Origin of the sequence: Bradyrhizobium sp. Pha-3 (assembly GCF_042258325.1) — a bacterium.
Taxonomy (GTDB): Bacteria; Pseudomonadota; Alphaproteobacteria; order Rhizobiales; family Xanthobacteraceae; genus Bradyrhizobium; species Bradyrhizobium elkanii.
Window position 1 is genome coordinate 202,710 of the sequence record NZ_CP170151.1, and the last position, 16,562, is coordinate 219,271.

Here is a 16,562-nt window from a genome sequence, read left to right on the forward strand (position 1 = left end):
ATAATTGTCCGTAAAATCACGGAGGCTACTGCCCGTTCCAGCCGCAGGCCTTGAGCCGCTCCCGCATGTGTTCGGGCGCCGGCGCAACGACATGGACCGGGTCCTTGTTCCTGGAGATCGGGATGCCGATCTCGCGGGAATGCAGATGCAGGATCGGCTCGCCGAAGCGCGGACCGTTGCCATAGATATTGTCGCCGACGATCGGCCAGCCCATCGCCACCGAATGCACCCGCAGCTGATGGGTGCGGCCGGTGATCGGCTCCATCGCGAGCCAGGTGAGGCCGTCGCCGCGCCCCAGCACCTTCCAGTTGGTGATCGCCTTCTGGCCGTCCGGGTCCGGCTTCTGCCACCAGCCGCGCTCGGCGTTGAGCCGTCCGAGCGGGATGTCGATGGTGCCTTCGTCCTCGGCGGGGCCACCCTCGACCACGGTCCAATAGGTCTTCGAGATCTTGCTGTGCTTGAACAACAGCCCGAGCGAGGCGGTTGCCTTGCGGTGGCGTCCAAGGACGAGGCAGCCGGACGTGTCCTTGTCGAGCCGATGCGCCAGCACCGGCGGCCGCGGCAGGCCGAACCGCAGCGCGTCGAACGAGGCCTCCAGATTGGGCCCGCCCTTCGGGCCGCGATGCACCGGCAGGCCGGCCGGCTTGTCGATCACCAGCATCAGCCCGTCGCGGTGGAGCACGCGGCCTAAGATTTCTTCCGCGGTCAATTGGGGAACATCGATCAATTCGTCGAGACTTTCGTTTATGGGCCGAAACGGCTAACACGTCCCTGGTGCGGCGGATTTGACATTCGCTTCTTGTTTCCACGCACCTGTGAGCGAATGTCAAATCCGAAAAGCCGCACCGGAATCAAATTTTCTAGTGTCCCTTCGGCTCTAACATTCGCAACAGAGCTAGCCGCAACGGGATGCGAATGTTAGAGCCGGACACTAGGCATGAACGATACCACTGCGGGAACTCCAAAACAGAGCTGGTGGCAGCGGCTGAAGGGCGGCCTGAAGCGGACCTCGAGTTCGATCGGGACCGCGGTCGCCGACCTCGTCACCAAGCGCAAGCTCGATTCGGCCATGCTCGATGACATCGAGGATGTGCTGCTGCGCGCCGATCTCGGTACCGATGTCGCGGTCCGCATTGCCGAGGCTGTCGGCAAGGGGCGCTACGACAAAGCGATCTCGGCCGACGAGGTCAAGGACGTCGTCGCGACCGAGGTCGAGAAGGTGCTGTCGCCGGTGGCGAAGCCGCTCGAGATCGATACCGCGAAGCAGCCGTTCGTCATCCTGGTGGTCGGCGTCAACGGCTCCGGCAAGACCACGACGATCGGCAAGCTGGCGGCGAAATTCTCCGCCGAGGGCCGCAAGGTCATGCTGGCCGCCGGCGACACCTTCCGCGCTGCGGCGATCGAGCAGCTCAAGGTCTGGGGCGAGCGCACCAAATCGCCGGTGATATCAGGCGCCCAGGGCTCGGATTCGGCGAGTCTTGCCTTCAGCGCGCTGACCGCGGCGAAGGAGCAGCAGCGCGACGTGCTGCTGATCGACACCGCCGGACGCCTGCAGAACAAGTCCGAGCTGATGAACGAGCTGGAAAAGGTCGTGCGCGTCATCAGGAAGGTCGATGCGTCGGCGCCGCATGCGGTGCTGCTCGTGCTCGACGCCACGGTGGGACAAAATGCGCTGTCGCAGGTCGAGGCGTTTCATCGTACGGCAGGCGTCACGGGGCTCGTGATGACCAAGCTTGACGGCACGGCGCGCGGCGGCATCCTTGTCGCGCTGTCGGAGAAGCACAAGCTGCCGGTGCATTTCATCGGCGTCGGCGAAGGCGTCGAGGACCTCGCGCCCTTCGCGGCGAAGGATTTTGCCAAGGCAATTGCTGGAATCGAGGCATGACCCCGAAAAGTGGACACCGGTTTTCGGATCGGGTCATGCCTCAAATCAAAGTAGAGAGTTGATGGACAAGACCCAGCCGCATCCGCTGTTCAAGCTGGCGACCGAACTCGGGCCGCTGCTCGTGTTCTTCATCGCCAACGCGAAGTACCATCTGTTCGTCGCGACCGGCGCGTTCATGGTGGCGATCGTGGCCGCAATGATCGCATCCTATGTAGTCACCAGGCACGTGCCGATCATGGCGCTGGTGACTGGCGCGATCGTGCTGGTGTTCGGTACGCTGACGCTGGTGCTGCACGACGAGACCTTCATCAAGGTCAAGCCGACCATCATCTACGGGCTGTTCGCGGCCGTGCTCGGCGGCGGGCTGCTGTTCGGCCGGTCCTTCATCGCCATCATGTTCGACCAGGTGTTCAACCTGACGCCGCAGGGCTGGCGCATCCTCACCATGCGCTGGGCCTTGTTCTTCGCCGGCATGGCGGTTCTCAACGAGCTCGTCTGGCGCACGCAGACCACGGATTTCTGGGTGAACTTCAAGGTGTTCGGCGTGACGCCGCTGACCATGATCTTCGCCATCGCCCAGATGCCGCTGACCAAGCGCTATCACCTCGAGCCGGTCTCGCTGGAGGCGAGCGAGGCTGACGCGGGCGACGTGCGGAAGGGGTGATGGTTCACCGTCATTCCGGGGCGATGCGTCAGCGTCGAACCTCAGGTGCGCAATTGCGCACCGGGGAATCTCGAGGTTCCGGATTCGGGCTGCGCCCGCTCCGGAACGACAGCTACTAACTGCCCGCCGCGAGCGCCTTCTCGATCTCGGCCTTGAGCACGCTGTTGACGTTGTCCGGGGTCACCGGGCCGACCAGCTTGTAGACGATGGTGCCCTCGCGCCCGACCAGGAAGGTCTCGGGCACGCCATAGACGCCCCATTCGATCGAGGCGCGGCCGTTGCCGTCGACGCCGACGATGCCGAACGGATTGCCGTAGCGGCCGAGGAAGCGCCGGGCATTCTCGGGCGAATCCTTGTAGTTGATGCCGATGATCTGGAAGCGCTTGTCCTTGCCGAGCTCGGTCAGCAGCGGCGCCTCGTCGTGACACGGCACGCACCACGACGCCCAGACATTGACGACCGAGACCTTGCCCTTGAAGGCGGCGGGATCGAGACCCGGGACCGGCGCGCCGTCCCTCACCAGGCCGTCGAGCGCGGGCAGCGCGGTCTGCGGCGCCGGCCGGCCGATCAGCGCCGACGGGATTTTCGACGGATCGCCGCCATAGAGCCGCAGCAGGAACAACCCGGCGAGGCCGAGGAAAATCAGCAGCGGCAGCACCACCAGCAGGCGGCGGGCTTGCGGCGGGCTGTTGGTCGCCTGATCGCTCATCTTATATCCGCCGCGCTGCGGCCGGAGCGGCGCGTCACGCCGCTGGCCTCGATCTCCCTGAGGCGCGACTGTTGCCGGCGATAGTCGGCGATGATCCAGACGATCAACAGCAGCACGACCGCCGCGACCAGCGCGTAGGACGTCACGATGAAAGACGCGTAGGGGCCAAGCGACATCGTGTCACGCCGCTCCGATTTCTTTTGGACCGGCGGCCGCTTCGCCGGTGAATGCGACGCGGCTGGCCTGCATCATCTGCAGGCTGCGCACGCGCCGGCGCAGGATCTCGTTGCGCATCGCCGCCAGATGCAAGGTGATGAAGAGCAGCGAGAAGGCGATCGCCATCACCAGCAGCGGCCACAGGAACGCCTTGTCGAGCGTCGACCCGCCGGCGCGAAACACCGAAGCCGGCTGATGCAGCGTGTTCCACCAGTCGACCGAGAACTTGATGATCGGAATGTTGATCGCCCCGACCAGGGTCAGCACCGCCGCCGCCCGCGCTGCGCGGGACGGGTCCTCCACCGCGCGCCACAGCGCCATCAGCCCGAGATACATCAGGAACAGGATCAAGACCGAGGTCAGGCGCGCATCCCACTCCCAATAGGTGCCCCACATCGGCCGGCCCCACAGCGAGCCGGTGACGAGCGCGAGGAAGGTGAAGGCGGCGCCGATCGGCGCGGCGGCCTTCGCAGCGACGTCGGCGAGCGGATGCCGCCACACCAGGGTGCCGAGCGCGGCCACGCTCATGACGCCCCAGACGAACATCGACAACCACGCATTCGGCACGTGGATGAACATGATCTTCACCGTGGCGCCCTGCTGGTAGTCGTCGGGCGCCATCGCCGACTGGTAGAGCCCGATCGCGAGCAGGATCGCGGTCACGCCGGCGAGCCACGGCAGGATGCGCGCGGTCAGCGCCAGAAACTTGGTCGGATTGGCGAGGTCGGTCAGCGTCTCGGTCAGCTTCATGGCACCCTGATAATCGTCCGCTGTGTCGCAGGCAATTGGCCGAATTCCCCTCGGCGAGATTTGATCGGGCTCATCTCAGTCCAGCCCGTGCCGCAGGCTCGCGGCGGCGGCAAAGGGGCCGATCACGAGGCTGGCAAGCGACAGCGCGCAGAGGATCGAGAACGGTGTTCCAAAGGGCAAAGGCCCCGATATCGCGGCCTGCGAGGCCGCAACGCCGAAGATCAGCACCGGGATCGACAGCGGCAGCACCAGCACCGCGAGCAAGAGCCCGCCGCGATGCAGCGTCACCGCCAATGCGGCGCCGATCATGCCGGTGAAGGTCAGCGCCGGTGTTCCCGCCAGCAGCGTCGCGGCGACCGCAAGCGTCGCGGTGCCGTCGAGATTGAGCAGCAGGCCGAGCACCGGGGTTGCGACGATCAGCGGCAGGCCCGCCGCGATCCAGTGCGCCAGCGCCTTGGCCGCGCAGGCGAGTTCCAGCGGCGTCCGGCTCATCACGATGAGGTCGAGCGAGCCGTCCTCGTGGTCGGCCGTGAACAGCCGGTCGAGCGTGAGCAGGCTCGCCAGCAATGCGCCGAGCCAGAGAATGGCGGGGCCGAGCCGCGACAGCAGCGCCAGATCCGGCCCGACCGCGAACGGCATCAGCACCGTGACGGTGAGGAAGAACAGCACGCCGATCAGCGCGCCGCCGCCGACGCGCAGCGCGATGCGGATGTCGCGCCGGATCAAGGCGCCAAGCGCGCTCATGCCGCGCCTCCAATCCGCAGATCGCGCGCATCGATGCCGAGCGGAAGGTGCGTCGCCGCGACGATCAGCCCGCCGCCGGCGAGATGGTCGCGCATCAGCCCGACGAACAGCGCCTGTCCGGCCGCATCGAGCGCCGATGTCGGCTCGTCCAGCAGCCACACCGGCCGTCGCACCGAGAGCAGGCGCGCGATCGACAGGCGGCGGCGCTGGCCGGCGGAGAGGTAGGCCGCCGGCAGATGCGCGGCGTGGTCGAGCGCCACCGCGGCAAGGCAGCCACCGGCGTCCTGCGTCTCGCCGCCGAGGAATTCCCGCCAGAAGGACAGATTCTCCGCAACGCTCAGCGCCGGCTTCAGGGCGTCGCGATGGCCGAGATAGTGGGCCTGCTCGGGCAGGCTGAGCTCGGCGTCGCCGCCTTCGAGCGCGACCGAGCCCTCGGCGGGAACCAATAGCCCGGCGAGGACGCGCAGCAGCGAGGTCTTGCCGGCGCCGTTGGGGCCCGTAATGGCGAGCGCCTCGCCGGCTGCGACCGACAGGTCGAGGCCGGAAAACACCTCGCGTCCGCCGCGCACGCATTTCAGATTTCGTCCCGAGAGCCGCATGGTTCGTCTTGTCACAGCCCTCTGAAATCTTTCGCTACCGCGTGAGAATTTTTGGGTCGCGCAACGCTGTCGCACGCTTGTCGGTGTGGCGGTGCTTCTAGAAAGGTTCTATAAGCCCGGAACTTGATGCAGCACACACAATCGGCGGCCGCAACCCACCCTAGGCCATCCCTTGGCCAGTGCCGATCGACGGTGTTTAGTTACCCTTGCCGGGTATAACTGAGAATTGGGATTCCTCGCATGACCTCGCTCGACAGCTTCAAATGCCGCAAGACCCTGAAGGTCGGCGGCAAGTCCTACGTCTATTACAGCCTGCCCCAGGCAGAGAAGAACGGACTGAAGGGAATTTCGAAGCTGCCGTATTCGATGAAGGTTCTGCTGGAGAACCTGCTGCGCAACGAGGACGGCCGCACCGTCAAGAAGGAAGACATCGTTGCGGTGTCGAAGTGGCTGAAGAAGCGCCAGCTCGAGCACGAAATCGCGTTCCGCCCGGCGCGCGTCCTGATGCAGGATTTCACCGGCGTCCCGGCCGTGGTCGACCTCGCCGCGATGCGCAACGCAATGCAGAACCTCGGCGGCGATGCCGAGAAGATCAACCCGCTGGTGCCGGTCGATCTCGTCATCGACCACTCGGTGATCGTCAACTTCTTCGGTGACAACAAGGCGTTCGCGAAGAACGTCACCGAGGAATACAAGCAGAACCAGGAGCGCTACGAGTTCCTGAAGTGGGGCCAGAAGGCGTTCTCGAACTTCTCGGTGGTGCCGCCCGGCACCGGCATCTGCCACCAGGTCAATCTGGAATATCTCGCGCAGACGGTGTGGACCAAGAAGGAGAAGATGACGGTCGGCAAGAAGACCGGCACCTTCGAGGTCGCCTATCCCGACTCGTTGGTCGGCACCGACTCGCACACCACGATGGTCAACGGCCTCGCCGTGCTCGGCTGGGGCGTCGGCGGCATCGAGGCGGAGGCCTGCATGCTCGGCCAGCCGCTGTCGATGCTGCTGCCTGAGGTGGTCGGCTTCAAGCTCAAGGGCCAGCTCAAGGAAGGCGTCACCGCGACCGACCTCGTGCTGACCGTCACCCAGATGCTGCGCAAGCTCGGCGTGGTCGGCAAGTTCGTGGAGTTCTTCGGCCCGGGCCTCGACTATCTCTCGGTCGCGGACAAGGCGACCATCGGCAACATGGCGCCCGAATACGGCGCGACCTGCGGCTTCTTCCCGGTCGATGCAGCGACCATCGATTACCTGAAGACCTCGGGCCGCAAGGCCGATCGCGTCAAGCTGGTGCAGGCCTATGCCAAGGCGCAGGGCCTGTTCCGCACCGCCAAGTCGACTGACCCGGTGTTCACCACCACGCTGACGCTCGACCTCGGCGATGTCGTGCCGTCGATGGCCGGACCGAAGCGCCCCGAAGGCCGCATCGCGCTGCCGGCGGTGTCGACCGGTTTCGCGACCGCGCTGGTCGGCGAATACAAGAAGCCCGAGGGCGAGCAGAAGCGTCATGCGGTCGCGGGCCGCGACTTCGATCTCGGCCATGGCGACGTCGTGATCGCGGCGATCACCTCCTGCACCAACACCTCCAATCCGAGCGTGCTGATCGGCGCCGGCCTCTTGGCGCGCAAGGCCGCCGCCAAGGGCCTCAAGGCCAAGCCGTGGGTGAAGACCTCGCTCGCGCCGGGCAGCCAGGTGGTGGCGGAATATCTCGCCAATTCCGGCTTGCAGGCCGATCTCGACAAGGTCGGCTTCAACCTCGTCGGCTTCGGCTGCACGACCTGCATCGGCAATTCCGGCCCGCTGCCGGAAGATATCTCGAAGTCGATCAACGAAAACGGCATCGTCGCCGCCGCCGTGCTGTCGGGCAACCGCAACTTCGAAGGCCGCGTCTCGCCCGACGTGCAGGCCAACTACCTCGCCTCGCCGCCGCTCGTCGTCGCGCATGCGATCGCCGGCACCGTGACCAAGGATCTCGCGGTCGAGCCGCTCGGCATCGGCAAGGACGGCAAGCCGGTGTTCCTCAAGGACATCTGGCCGACCGCCAAGGAGATCAACGCCTTCATGAAGAAGTACGTCACCGCGACGATCTTCAAGAAGAAGTACGCCGACGTGTTCAAGGGCGATACCAACTGGCGCAAGATCAAGACCACGGAAAGCGAGACCTATCGCTGGAACATGAGCTCGACCTATGTGCAGAACCCGCCCTATTTCGAAGGCATGAAGAAGCAGCCGGAGCCGATCGTCGACGTGGTCGACGCGCGGATCCTCGCGATGTTCGGCGACAAGATCACCACCGACCACATCTCGCCGGCCGGTTCGATCAAGCTGACCTCGCCCGCCGGCAAGTTCCTCAGCGAGCACCAGGTGCGCCCCGCTGACTTCAACCAGTACGGCACGCGGCGCGGCAACCATGAAGTGATGATGCGCGGCACCTTCGCCAACATCCGCATCAAGAACTTCATGCTGAAGGGCGCCGACGGCAATATTCCGGAAGGCGGTTTGACCAAGCACTGGCCCGACGGCGAGCAGATGTCGATCTACGACGCCGCGATGAAGTACCAGGCGGAAGGCGTGCCGCTGGTGGTGTTCGCCGGCGCCGAATACGGCAACGGCTCGTCGCGCGACTGGGCCGCGAAGGGCACGCGCCTGCTCGGGGTACGCGCGGTGATCTGCCAGAGCTTCGAGCGCATCCATCGCTCCAACCTGGTCGGCATGGGTGTGCTTCCGCTCACCTTCCAGGACGGCACGTCGTGGTCCTCGCTCGGCCTCAAGGGCGACGAGAAGGTCACGATCCGCGGGTTGCAGGGCGATTTGAAGCCGCGCCAGACGCTGACGGCCGAAATCGTCTCCGCCGACGGCGGCAAGAAAGATGTCCCGCTGCTCTGCCGCATCGATACGCTGGACGAGCTCGATTACTATCGCAACGGCGGCATCCTGCATTATGTGCTGCGCAAACTCGCGGCCTAACGCGGATTTGTGATCGGTGCCTCACCGCTTAGTGAGTAGCGACTAAAAAGAAGGCGGCCTATGAAAAGGCCGCTTTCTCGCGTTTTGGGGCACGCAAGTTCAGGGACAGACTTCATGCTCCGTACAATTACGGATGGAAATCATCACGACTGGTTCGCAGTATGACAGCGATGGTGGCCTATAACTGTATCTCGCGATGGTCGAGCGCCCTTGGCATCTGCGCAATCGTCGCGATCATCCGCCCCGCCCACGCCGATCCGCGTGCCGTCGTCGAACTCTTCACCTCGCAGGGATGCTCGTCCTGTCCGCCCGCGGACAAGATCATTGGTGACCTCGCGAAGGACCCCAACGTCATCGCGCTGAGCATGCCGATCGACTATTGGGACTATCTCGGCTGGAAGGACACGCTGGCCGATTCCCGTTTCAGCGCGCGCCAGAAGGCTTATTCGCATGTGCGCGGCGATCGCGACGTCTACACGCCACAGGCCGTTATCAACGGCTCCGCGCATGTGATCGGCAGCGACCGCGCCAGCATCGAGAGCGCGATCAAGGACACCGAGAAAGGCGGCAGCGTGATGTCGGTGCCGGTGACGATGACGCTGACCGGCAAGCAGATCAACGTGTCGGTCGCCGCGTCGAAGTCGCCCGCAGTGTCGCGCGGCGAGGTCTGGATCTGCTCGATCTCGAAGTCGGTGCCGATCTCGATCGCGCGCGGCGAGAACCGCGGCCGCGAGATCACCTACCACAACGTGGTGCGCAATCTCCTCAAGGTCGGTGACTGGAACGGTTCGTCCGGGAGCTGGACCGTGCCGCTGGAGAACATCACGCGTGACGGTGTCGATGCTGCGGCGGTGTACGTCCAGGACGGCAACCGCGACAAGCCGGGCCCGATGCTCGGCGCTGCCTTCACCTCGCTTCACTAGAGCCTTGCTGCGGTAAGGCGCGATGCGCCGGCTTCCGCCCGTGGCGCGCCGTTGGACCGCACGCATGTTGTCGTGCAGCCGCGCATGGCGACGAACCTGCATTCAGTGATTTGCCGAAAGGAAAGCGCCGGGGTTTTGCGCGCGTCCAGCTTGCGCAGGTCCCAAAAACAAAAAGGACCAACTTTCGTTGGCCCAGTGTTGGGATTTAACTCCCCTGCGAACAGGCCCGATCCCGACGGCCCCGGGGGGCTGGGGGCTGAGGAATCCGGAACCGAAAGGACCGGGCCAACGCAGGATTTCCTTTTCGCAGGGCAGCGGGGCGGGCGATGGGCGGAAGTGGGGCAGCAATATGATTCCGCTAACGTTCCCGTGACTCTGCGGTTTTCCGGACAATCCGCCGCGCGCGGCCGTGGTTAAGGTCCGGTTGCATTGCGATTGGCCCCTTGCGGGCCCGCTCGCTTAGCGCGATCATGTCACTCTCGTGACGATCCCGAAGAGGGGGCCTTCGGAACCCGATCGTCGCCGAGGTGACAGGAGGCGCTCGATGAGTTTGATCTCGGAGGACACCGATCCGAGCGGGAGTCGTGCCGCGGCGCGCACCGCCGCCGCGACCCCTCAGCCGAACCGCGTGACTTTCAATCGACTTGAACTCAACCGCATTCTCAATCTCTACGGCCGCATGGTCGCCGACGGCGAGTGGCGCGACTATGCGATCGACTTCCTGAAGGACCGTGCCGTGTTCTCGGTGTTCCGGCGCGCGTCGGAAGTGCCGATCTACCGGATCGAGAAGGACCCCCGGCTTGCGCGCAAGCAGGGCATGTACAGCGTGATTTCCGCGACCGGCCTGATCCTGCGCCGCGGCCACGAACTGGAACGCGTGCTGTTCGTGATCGACCGCAAGCTGTCCCTGGTGTAGGGATTTCTCGTAGCCCGGATGAGCGAAGCGACATCCGGGAGGGTCTCACCACCCGGGTACAACTTCCCCGGATATCGCTTCGCTCATCCGGGCTACAAATCCGCTAATCCGCCGGCGCAGTTGTGCGGCCCTCGAGCGGCCTCGCCATTATTTTTGCCTCGCGCAAACGAAAAGCTTGTAGCCCGGATGGAGCGAAGCGAAATCCGGGACGGTCGCAGCCATGGATGAACCAGCCCCGGATTGCGCTGCGCTTCATCCGGGCTACGCCACATCCTGCTCCGCGCAAAAGAAAAGCCCCGGCCGGATGGCCGGGGCTTGGACTTGATCGGCTCGCTCGAGGCGCTTAGTCGCGCTGGCCGAGCAGCTGCAGGAGCAGCGTGAACAGGTTGATGAAGTTCAGGTAGAGCGACAGCGCGCCGGTGATTGCCGCACGCTCCGCCATCACGCCACCCTGCGAGGCGTAGCCGTAGATGTAGTCGTTCTTCAGCCGCTGGGTGTCCCAGGCGGTGAGGCCCGCGAACACCAGCACGCCGACCACCGAGACGATGAACTGCAGCGCCGAGCTCGCCAGGAACAGGTTGACCAGGCTCGCGATGATGATGCCGATCAGACCCATGAACAGGAACGAGCCCATGCCGCTCATGTCACGCTTGGTGGTGTAGCCGTAGAGGCTCAGCGCACCGAACGTGGCCGCGGTGATGAAGAACACGCGCACGATCGAGGTGTGCGTGTACACCAGGAAGATCGACGACAGCGATAGACCCATCAGCGCCGAGAACACCCAGAACAGGAGTTGGGCGGTCGCGGGCTGCAGGCGGTTGATGCCGGCCGAGATGACGAACACCATCGCCAGAGGGGCGAGGATGAACAGCCACTTCAGCGGGCTCACGAACATCGCGTAGCCGAACTGCGTCAGATAGGCGTTGCCGAACTTGGCGACGGCGGCCGACTGGTCGGTGGTCACCGCACCCATGTAGACGCCGAGCGCGGCGAGGCCGGTGATGGCCAGGCCGATGCTCATGTAGTTGTAGATGCGCAGCATGTAGGCGCGCAGACCGGCGTCGACGGCCGCAGCGTCAATGCGCCCGGCGGCCCGGCCGAAAGGAGAAGCGTAGTTGCGGTCTAGGTCCGACATGGTCGAATTCCCGTGGTTGGTCCCGGTGGAGCGCAAGGGATTTGCGGCGCCGGTCGTAAATCTATCTCAGATGGCTCGGTTTGCGGAACATTAATTCCGTGTCATTCAAACCGACTATCCGACCCGATTGGTATGTGGGAAATTAACACATCCGACGCAAGCTTCCACGCGCGGCCGAATGTCGCTCTACCTAGCGTTACAGGCAAAAACGGCGCTCGCGCCGCTACATTTTGTCACAAATTCCGCAACACTGAGGCCGGCTTCTGGTTTAGCGCGAGCAGCGTCCCGGCTAGCCCCAGTCCGACCGTGACGACCAGCGCGGCGACCACGACCAGCGCGGCGCTGCCGGCCTGCCATATAAAACTCAGCGTCATCAGCCGCGTCACGATCAGCCAGGCCGCGATCGAACCGGCGATCACCCCGAACACGGCGGTTGCAAAACCGATCATCAGATACTCCAGCGCGTAGGCACCGAGCAATCGCACCCGAGTGGCGCCGAGCGTCTTGAGAATCACGGCGTCATAGACGCGGTGGCGGTGTCCGGCGGCGAGCGCGCCGCCGAGCACCAGGATCGCCGAGATCAGCGTCACGGCGCTGGCGCCGCGGATCGCCAGCACCAGATTGCTGACGACGCTGCCGACCGTCTCCAGCGCCTCGCGGACCCGCACGCTGGTCACCATCGGGAACGCGTCGGCGACCTGCTTGATGATGCGCGCGTCGTCGGCGGAATCGGCGTGTGGTTCCGTCAGGGTCGCGACATGGCTGTGCGGCGCGCCCTTGAAGGCATTCGGCGAGAACACCAGCACGAAATTGATGCCGAGGCCCTGCCAGTCGATGTTGCGCAGGTTGGCGATCTTCGCCGGCACGTCGCGTCCGAGCACGTTGACGACGATCTCGTCGCCGATCTTCAGGGACAGGCCGTCGGCGATCTTCTTCTCCATCGAGACCAGCGGCGGCCCGCTGTAGTCCGGCCCCCACCATTCGCCCTCGACGATCTTCGAGCCCTTGGGAATTTCCCCGGTATAGGTCAGGCCGCGGTCGCTCTGCAGCACCCATTCCGAATCGACGGACGGCTTGAGCTGGTCGGCCTTGACGCCGCGCGCGGCCACGATGCGCCCGCGCAGCATCGGCACGTCCTCGACGGTCGAGCCGGCGGCGATCTTGGCCAAGAAGGCATTGAAGCGGTCGGCTTCGGTGGAGGGGATGTCGATGAAGAAGAACGACGGCGCCCGCTCCGGCAGGGCGGCCAGGAATTGCCGGCGCAGATTGCCGTCGATCTGGGTGATGGTGACGAGCACCGCGAGCCCGAGCCCCAGCGACAGCACCACCGACGGCGTCAGCGCGCCCGGCCGGTGGATGTTGGCGATCGCGAGCCGCAGCATGGTCATGCGGCTGCGCGGCAGCCGTCGTGCCACCGCCATCAGGAGCTCGGCGATTCCGCGCAACAGCACGAACACCGCGATCGACGAGACGACGAACACGGCGGCGACCCGCTTGTCATAGGCAAGTCCGATCGCGACGCCGATCAGGAGCGCGATCACCACGGCCATCAGCGCCAGATAGCTCCAGCGCGGGCGATGCCACTCGCTGGCGACGGTCTCGCGGAACAGCGCGGCGACCGGCACGTCATGCACCCGGCCGAGCGGCCACAGCCCGAACGCCAGCGCGGTGAGCTGGCCGTAGATGAAGGACAGCGCCAGCTCATCGGGATGCAGCGCGGGCACCACCGGCAGCGGCAGCAGCTTGCCGAACAGGCCGACGATGACGAAGGGCAGCGCGGCGCCGAGCACGAGCCCGATCACCGAGCCGATCCCGGCCAGCACCACCACCTGCGTGCAGTAGATCGTGAAGACGTCGCGGCCGGTGGCGCCGAGCGCCTTGAACGAAGCGATGACGTCGCGGCGCCGGTCGATATGGCTCTTCACCGCATTGGCGACGCCGACACCGCCGACCAGCAGCGCGGCGAGGCCGACCAGGGTCAGGAACTGGGTGAAGCGGCTGATGGTGCGTTCGAGCTGCGGCGAGGCATTGCTGCGGCTGCGGACCTCCCAGCCGGCCTCCGGCGCGGCACTGCGCGCGCCGTCGATCAGCGCGGTGGTGGCGCGATCGTCATTGGCGCCGTCGGGCAGTTTCACCCGGTAGATCCAGCGCACGAGGCTGCCCGGTTGCAGCAGGTCGGTGGCGTGCAGGCTGGCTTCGCTGATCAGGAAGCGCGGACCGAGGCCGACGCCGCCGGCGAGCTTGTCGGGCTCGGCCACCACCACGCTGCGGATCTGGTAGGTCGCACTGCCGATGGAGACGCGGTCGCCGAGCTTCAGGTCGAGCCGCGCCAGCAACGTCGAATCGGCGGCCGCGCCATAGGCGCCGTCGCGTTCGGCGAGCAGATCGGCGACCGGCATGTTCGGCTCGAGCGTCAGCTCGCCGAGCATCGGATATTTGCCGTCGACCGCCTTGAGCTCGACCAGGGCCAGCTTGCCGTCATTGCTGCGCGCCATCGCACGGAGCGTGGCCGCGATCGCAACCTCGCCGCGCGTGCGCAGATAGGCGACCTCGCCGGGCTTGGCCTCGCGTGAGATCAGCGAGAACGCGGCGTCGCCGCCGAGCAGCGTGCGTCCCTCACGCGACAGGCCGTCGCCGAGGCTGGCGGCGACCGAGCCGACGCCGGCAATCGCCATCACGCCGAGCGCGATGCAGGCGATGAACACGTAGAAGCCGCGCAGGCCGCCGCGCAATTCGCGCAGCGCGTAACGGAAGGCAAGCGACGACGCGCGGCCCTGCAGCGCGACTTCTGACGCAATGCTCATGTGGTGGCAAAGCTCATGTAGTTGATTGTCGGTCGATGCGGCCGGAGCGCAGCCGCACGACGCGGTCGCAGCGCTGCGCGAGCGCGAGATCGTGCGTCACCAGCACCAGCGTCATGCCGCGCTCGGCGTGCTTGGTGAACAGCAGGTCGACGATCTGCTTGCCCGTCGTCTCGTCGAGATTCCCGGTCGGCTCGTCGGCAACGAGGATCGCGGGATCGGGCGCGAGCGCGCGCGCGATCGCGACGCGCTGCTGCTCGCCGCCGGAGAGTTGCGTCGGATAGTGATGCAGGCGCTCGCCGAGCCCGACCGATCGCAGCTCCTGCGCGGCGCGCGCGGCCGCATCGGGATTGCCGGCGAGTTCGAGCGGCACCGCGACATTCTCCAGCGCCGTCATGGTCGGGATCAGATGGAACGATTGGAAGACGATGCCGACCTGGCGGCCGCGAAAGCGCGCCAGCGCATCTTCATCGAGGGCATTGAACGAGGTGCCGTTGACGACCACTTCTCCACTGTCAGGACGTTCGAGCCCCGCCATCACCATCAGCAAGGTCGACTTGCCCGAGCCCGACGGGCCGATCAGGCCGATGGCCTCACCCGCCGCCACACGAAGGCTGATATCTTTGAGGATATGGACCCGTGCCGCGCCGGTGCCGAGTGAAAGATTGACGTTCCTGACGGCAATGGTGTCCGGCTCGACGTCGGTCAGTGAAGAGGATTCGATGAGACTGTCCATGGTTCGGTCATATGGCACTTCCGCGGCTGCGGTCGAGGGCCGGTTGAGAATCTTCGTGCACATACTCGTGTTGCTTATGGGCTTGATGACGGCGGCCAGCGCGCAGACGCCAAGGCTGGAGAACGGCCCGGAGAAAGGCCCGGCGAAGCCGATCAAGATGGTGGTTCTGGGCGATTCCCTGAGCGCCGGGTACGGCCTGCCGGGCCCGGCGGCGTTCCCGATCCGGCTGCAAAAGGCGTTGGAAGCCAAGGGGATAAAGGTCGAGATGAGCAATGCCGGGGTGTCCGGCGACACCGCCTCGGGCGGCCGCGAGCGGCTCGACTGGTCGGTGCCTGATGGAACCGATGCCGTGATCGTCGAGCTCGGCGCCAACGATGCCTTGCGCGGCATCGATCCCGCCGTCACGCGTGCCGCGCTCTCCGACATCATCACAAAGTTGCAGGCGCGCAAGATCGCCGTGCTCTTGTGCGGCATGCTCGCGCCACCGAACTATGGCAGTGAGTATGCAGCGAAGTTCAACGCGATCTATCCGGATCTCTCGAAGGCCTTTGGCGTGCCGCTCTATCCGTTCTTCCTCGATGGGGTTGCCGCCGACGCGAAGCTCAACCAGGCCGACGGCATGCATCCGACGGCAGCAGGTGTGGACATCGTTGTGAAAAATATCCTGCCCACAGTGGAGGCATTTCTCGGCGCAATATCAGGGCAACGCAGTTGAAGCGCAGGCAGTGAGCCCTGTCGCGTCCGTAGGTTTACGAGCTGTTAACGGGTCATGCTTCGCAGAGTCACATATCTCGGGTACAAATAGGCGTCGGTGATTCGTCGCCGGGCTGTTACAGGGTGCGGGCTCCCAAAACTCGCGCCAAGCATCGAGGATTATTGCGATGCCGCGTCTGTTCACTGGACTGGAAATTCCGGCCGAGATCGGCCAAACCCTCTCCAGCTTGCGTGGCGGCCTTCCCGGCGCGCGCTGGATCGATCCCGAAAATTATCACGTCACTCTGCGCTTCATCGGCGATATCGATGGCATCTGGGCCAACGAGATCGCGTCGATGCTGTTTCGGGTGAACCGCAAGCCGTTCGAGGTCAAACTGCAAGGCCTGTCGAGCTTCGGCGGACGCAAGCCGCGCGCGGTGGTTGCCGCAGTCGAGCCGAGCCGGCCGCTGATCGAACTGCAGGCCGAGCTCGAGCGGATGATGCAGCGGATGGGGCTCGATCCCGAGGGCAGAAAATTCACGCCACATATCACGCTCGCGCGTTTGCATGACGCTTCGAGCCAGGACGTCGCGGATTATCTGTCCGTGCGCGGCTACTTCCCGAGCCGCAGCTTCATGGCGGACCGCTTCGTGCTGTTCTCGTCGCGCGCGTCGACAGGCGGCGGCCCCTATGTGGTCGAGGATTCCTACGCGCTCTGCGCGTGAGGTGCCCTGAGATCGCGGCTTGAGGCACCCGATGCGGCTCATGCGGCCGGCCGTGGTATGCAAGGCCTCGCGCTTGCATACCTGCCTGCATGGCCACTGGCACAA

Annotated in this window: 16 protein-coding genes; 7 read left to right on the forward strand and 9 right to left on the reverse strand. The window is 65.3% G+C overall.

The window, feature by feature from the left end:
• Positions 1–25: 25 nt before the first annotated feature.
• On the reverse strand, positions 26–727 hold the full coding sequence (locus ACE10X_RS00985) for an RluA family pseudouridine synthase (protein WP_038384710.1): 702 nt from the start codon (positions 725–727) through the stop codon (positions 26–28).
• Positions 728–937: 210 nt separating this feature from the next.
• On the opposite strand from ACE10X_RS00985, the gene ftsY reads away from it, so the two are divergent.
• A complete protein-coding gene (gene ftsY, locus ACE10X_RS00990; RefSeq protein WP_038384709.1) occupies positions 938–1,885 on the forward strand; it encodes a signal recognition particle-docking protein FtsY in 948 nt (315 codons plus the stop codon).
• 61 nt (positions 1,886–1,946) lie between these two features.
• Positions 1,947–2,549: a septation protein A gene (locus ACE10X_RS00995; RefSeq protein ID WP_038384708.1), complete on the forward strand. Its 603-nt coding sequence runs from the start codon at positions 1,947–1,949 to the stop codon at positions 2,547–2,549.
• A 115-nt stretch (positions 2,550–2,664) separates the two neighbouring features.
• Here ACE10X_RS00995 and ACE10X_RS01000 read toward each other — a convergent pair whose 3' ends face one another.
• The 5 genes from ACE10X_RS01000 to ccmA all read right to left on the reverse strand — a co-directional run bounded on the left by ACE10X_RS01000 (position 2,665) and on the right by ccmA (position 5,567).
• Positions 2,665–3,258 (reverse strand): DsbE family thiol:disulfide interchange protein, encoded by a 594-nt coding sequence (locus ACE10X_RS01000; protein WP_038384707.1) that lies wholly within the window; start codon positions 3,256–3,258, stop codon positions 2,665–2,667.
• A complete protein-coding gene (ccmD, locus tag ACE10X_RS01005) occupies positions 3,255–3,434 on the reverse strand; it encodes a heme exporter protein CcmD (protein ID WP_038384706.1) in 180 nt (59 codons plus the stop codon). The genes ACE10X_RS01000 and ccmD overlap by 4 nt, the downstream gene beginning before the upstream one ends.
• Positions 3,435–3,438: 4 nt before the next feature.
• Complete coding sequence (locus ACE10X_RS01010; RefSeq protein ID WP_038384705.1) at positions 3,439–4,224, reverse strand: heme ABC transporter permease; 786 nt, start codon at positions 4,222–4,224, stop codon at positions 3,439–3,441.
• A 75-nt stretch (positions 4,225–4,299) separates the two neighbouring features.
• A complete protein-coding gene (gene ccmB / locus ACE10X_RS01015; protein ID WP_018269392.1) occupies positions 4,300–4,968 on the reverse strand; it encodes a heme exporter protein CcmB in 669 nt (222 codons plus the stop codon).
• Positions 4,965–5,567 (reverse strand): heme ABC exporter ATP-binding protein CcmA, encoded by a 603-nt coding sequence (gene ccmA / locus ACE10X_RS01020; protein ID WP_304557410.1) that lies wholly within the window; start codon positions 5,565–5,567, stop codon positions 4,965–4,967. Before ccmA ends, ccmB begins: the two co-directional genes overlap by 4 nt.
• 240 nt (positions 5,568–5,807) lie before the next feature.
• On the opposite strand from ccmA, the gene acnA reads away from it, so the two are divergent.
• The 3 genes from acnA to ACE10X_RS01035 all read left to right on the forward strand — a co-directional run bounded on the left by acnA (position 5,808) and on the right by ACE10X_RS01035 (position 10,367).
• Positions 5,808–8,528, forward strand: a complete 2,721-nt coding sequence (acnA, locus tag ACE10X_RS01025) for an aconitate hydratase AcnA (RefSeq protein ID WP_038384700.1) — start codon at positions 5,808–5,810, stop codon at positions 8,526–8,528.
• A 161-nt stretch (positions 8,529–8,689) separates the two neighbouring features.
• Positions 8,690–9,451 carry a thioredoxin family protein gene (locus ACE10X_RS01030; protein ID WP_038384699.1) on the forward strand — a complete coding sequence of 254 codons (762 nt, stop codon included), beginning with the start codon at positions 8,690–8,692 and terminating at the stop codon, positions 9,449–9,451.
• A gap of 544 nt (positions 9,452–9,995) precedes the next feature.
• Positions 9,996–10,367, forward strand: a complete 372-nt coding sequence (locus tag ACE10X_RS01035) for a DUF2794 domain-containing protein (RefSeq protein WP_028340822.1) — start codon at positions 9,996–9,998, stop codon at positions 10,365–10,367.
• A 343-nt stretch (positions 10,368–10,710) separates the two neighbouring features.
• Here the strand turns inward: ACE10X_RS01035 and ACE10X_RS01040 are convergent, their stop codons facing one another.
• From ACE10X_RS01040 to ACE10X_RS01050, 3 genes are all read right to left on the reverse strand, one after another.
• Complete coding sequence (locus ACE10X_RS01040) at positions 10,711–11,502, reverse strand: Bax inhibitor-1/YccA family protein (protein WP_021078796.1); 792 nt, start codon at positions 11,500–11,502, stop codon at positions 10,711–10,713.
• Between the two features lie 233 nt (positions 11,503–11,735).
• On the reverse strand, positions 11,736–14,306 hold the full coding sequence (locus ACE10X_RS01045) for an ABC transporter permease (RefSeq protein WP_375763926.1): 2,571 nt from the start codon (positions 14,304–14,306) through the stop codon (positions 11,736–11,738).
• Between the two features lie 13 nt (positions 14,307–14,319).
• Positions 14,320–15,039, reverse strand: a complete 720-nt coding sequence (locus ACE10X_RS01050; protein ID WP_038384696.1) for an ABC transporter ATP-binding protein — start codon at positions 15,037–15,039, stop codon at positions 14,320–14,322.
• A gap of 55 nt (positions 15,040–15,094) precedes the next feature.
• Here ACE10X_RS01050 and ACE10X_RS01055 point away from each other — a divergent pair, with 55 nt between their 5' ends.
• Positions 15,095–15,754 (forward strand): arylesterase, encoded by a 660-nt coding sequence (locus ACE10X_RS01055; protein ID WP_038384697.1) that lies wholly within the window; start codon positions 15,095–15,097, stop codon positions 15,752–15,754.
• A gap of 166 nt (positions 15,755–15,920) precedes the next feature.
• Positions 15,921–16,457, forward strand: a complete 537-nt coding sequence (thpR, locus tag ACE10X_RS01060; RefSeq protein WP_038384695.1) for an RNA 2',3'-cyclic phosphodiesterase — start codon at positions 15,921–15,923, stop codon at positions 16,455–16,457.
• Positions 16,458–16,562 lie beyond the last annotated feature (105 nt).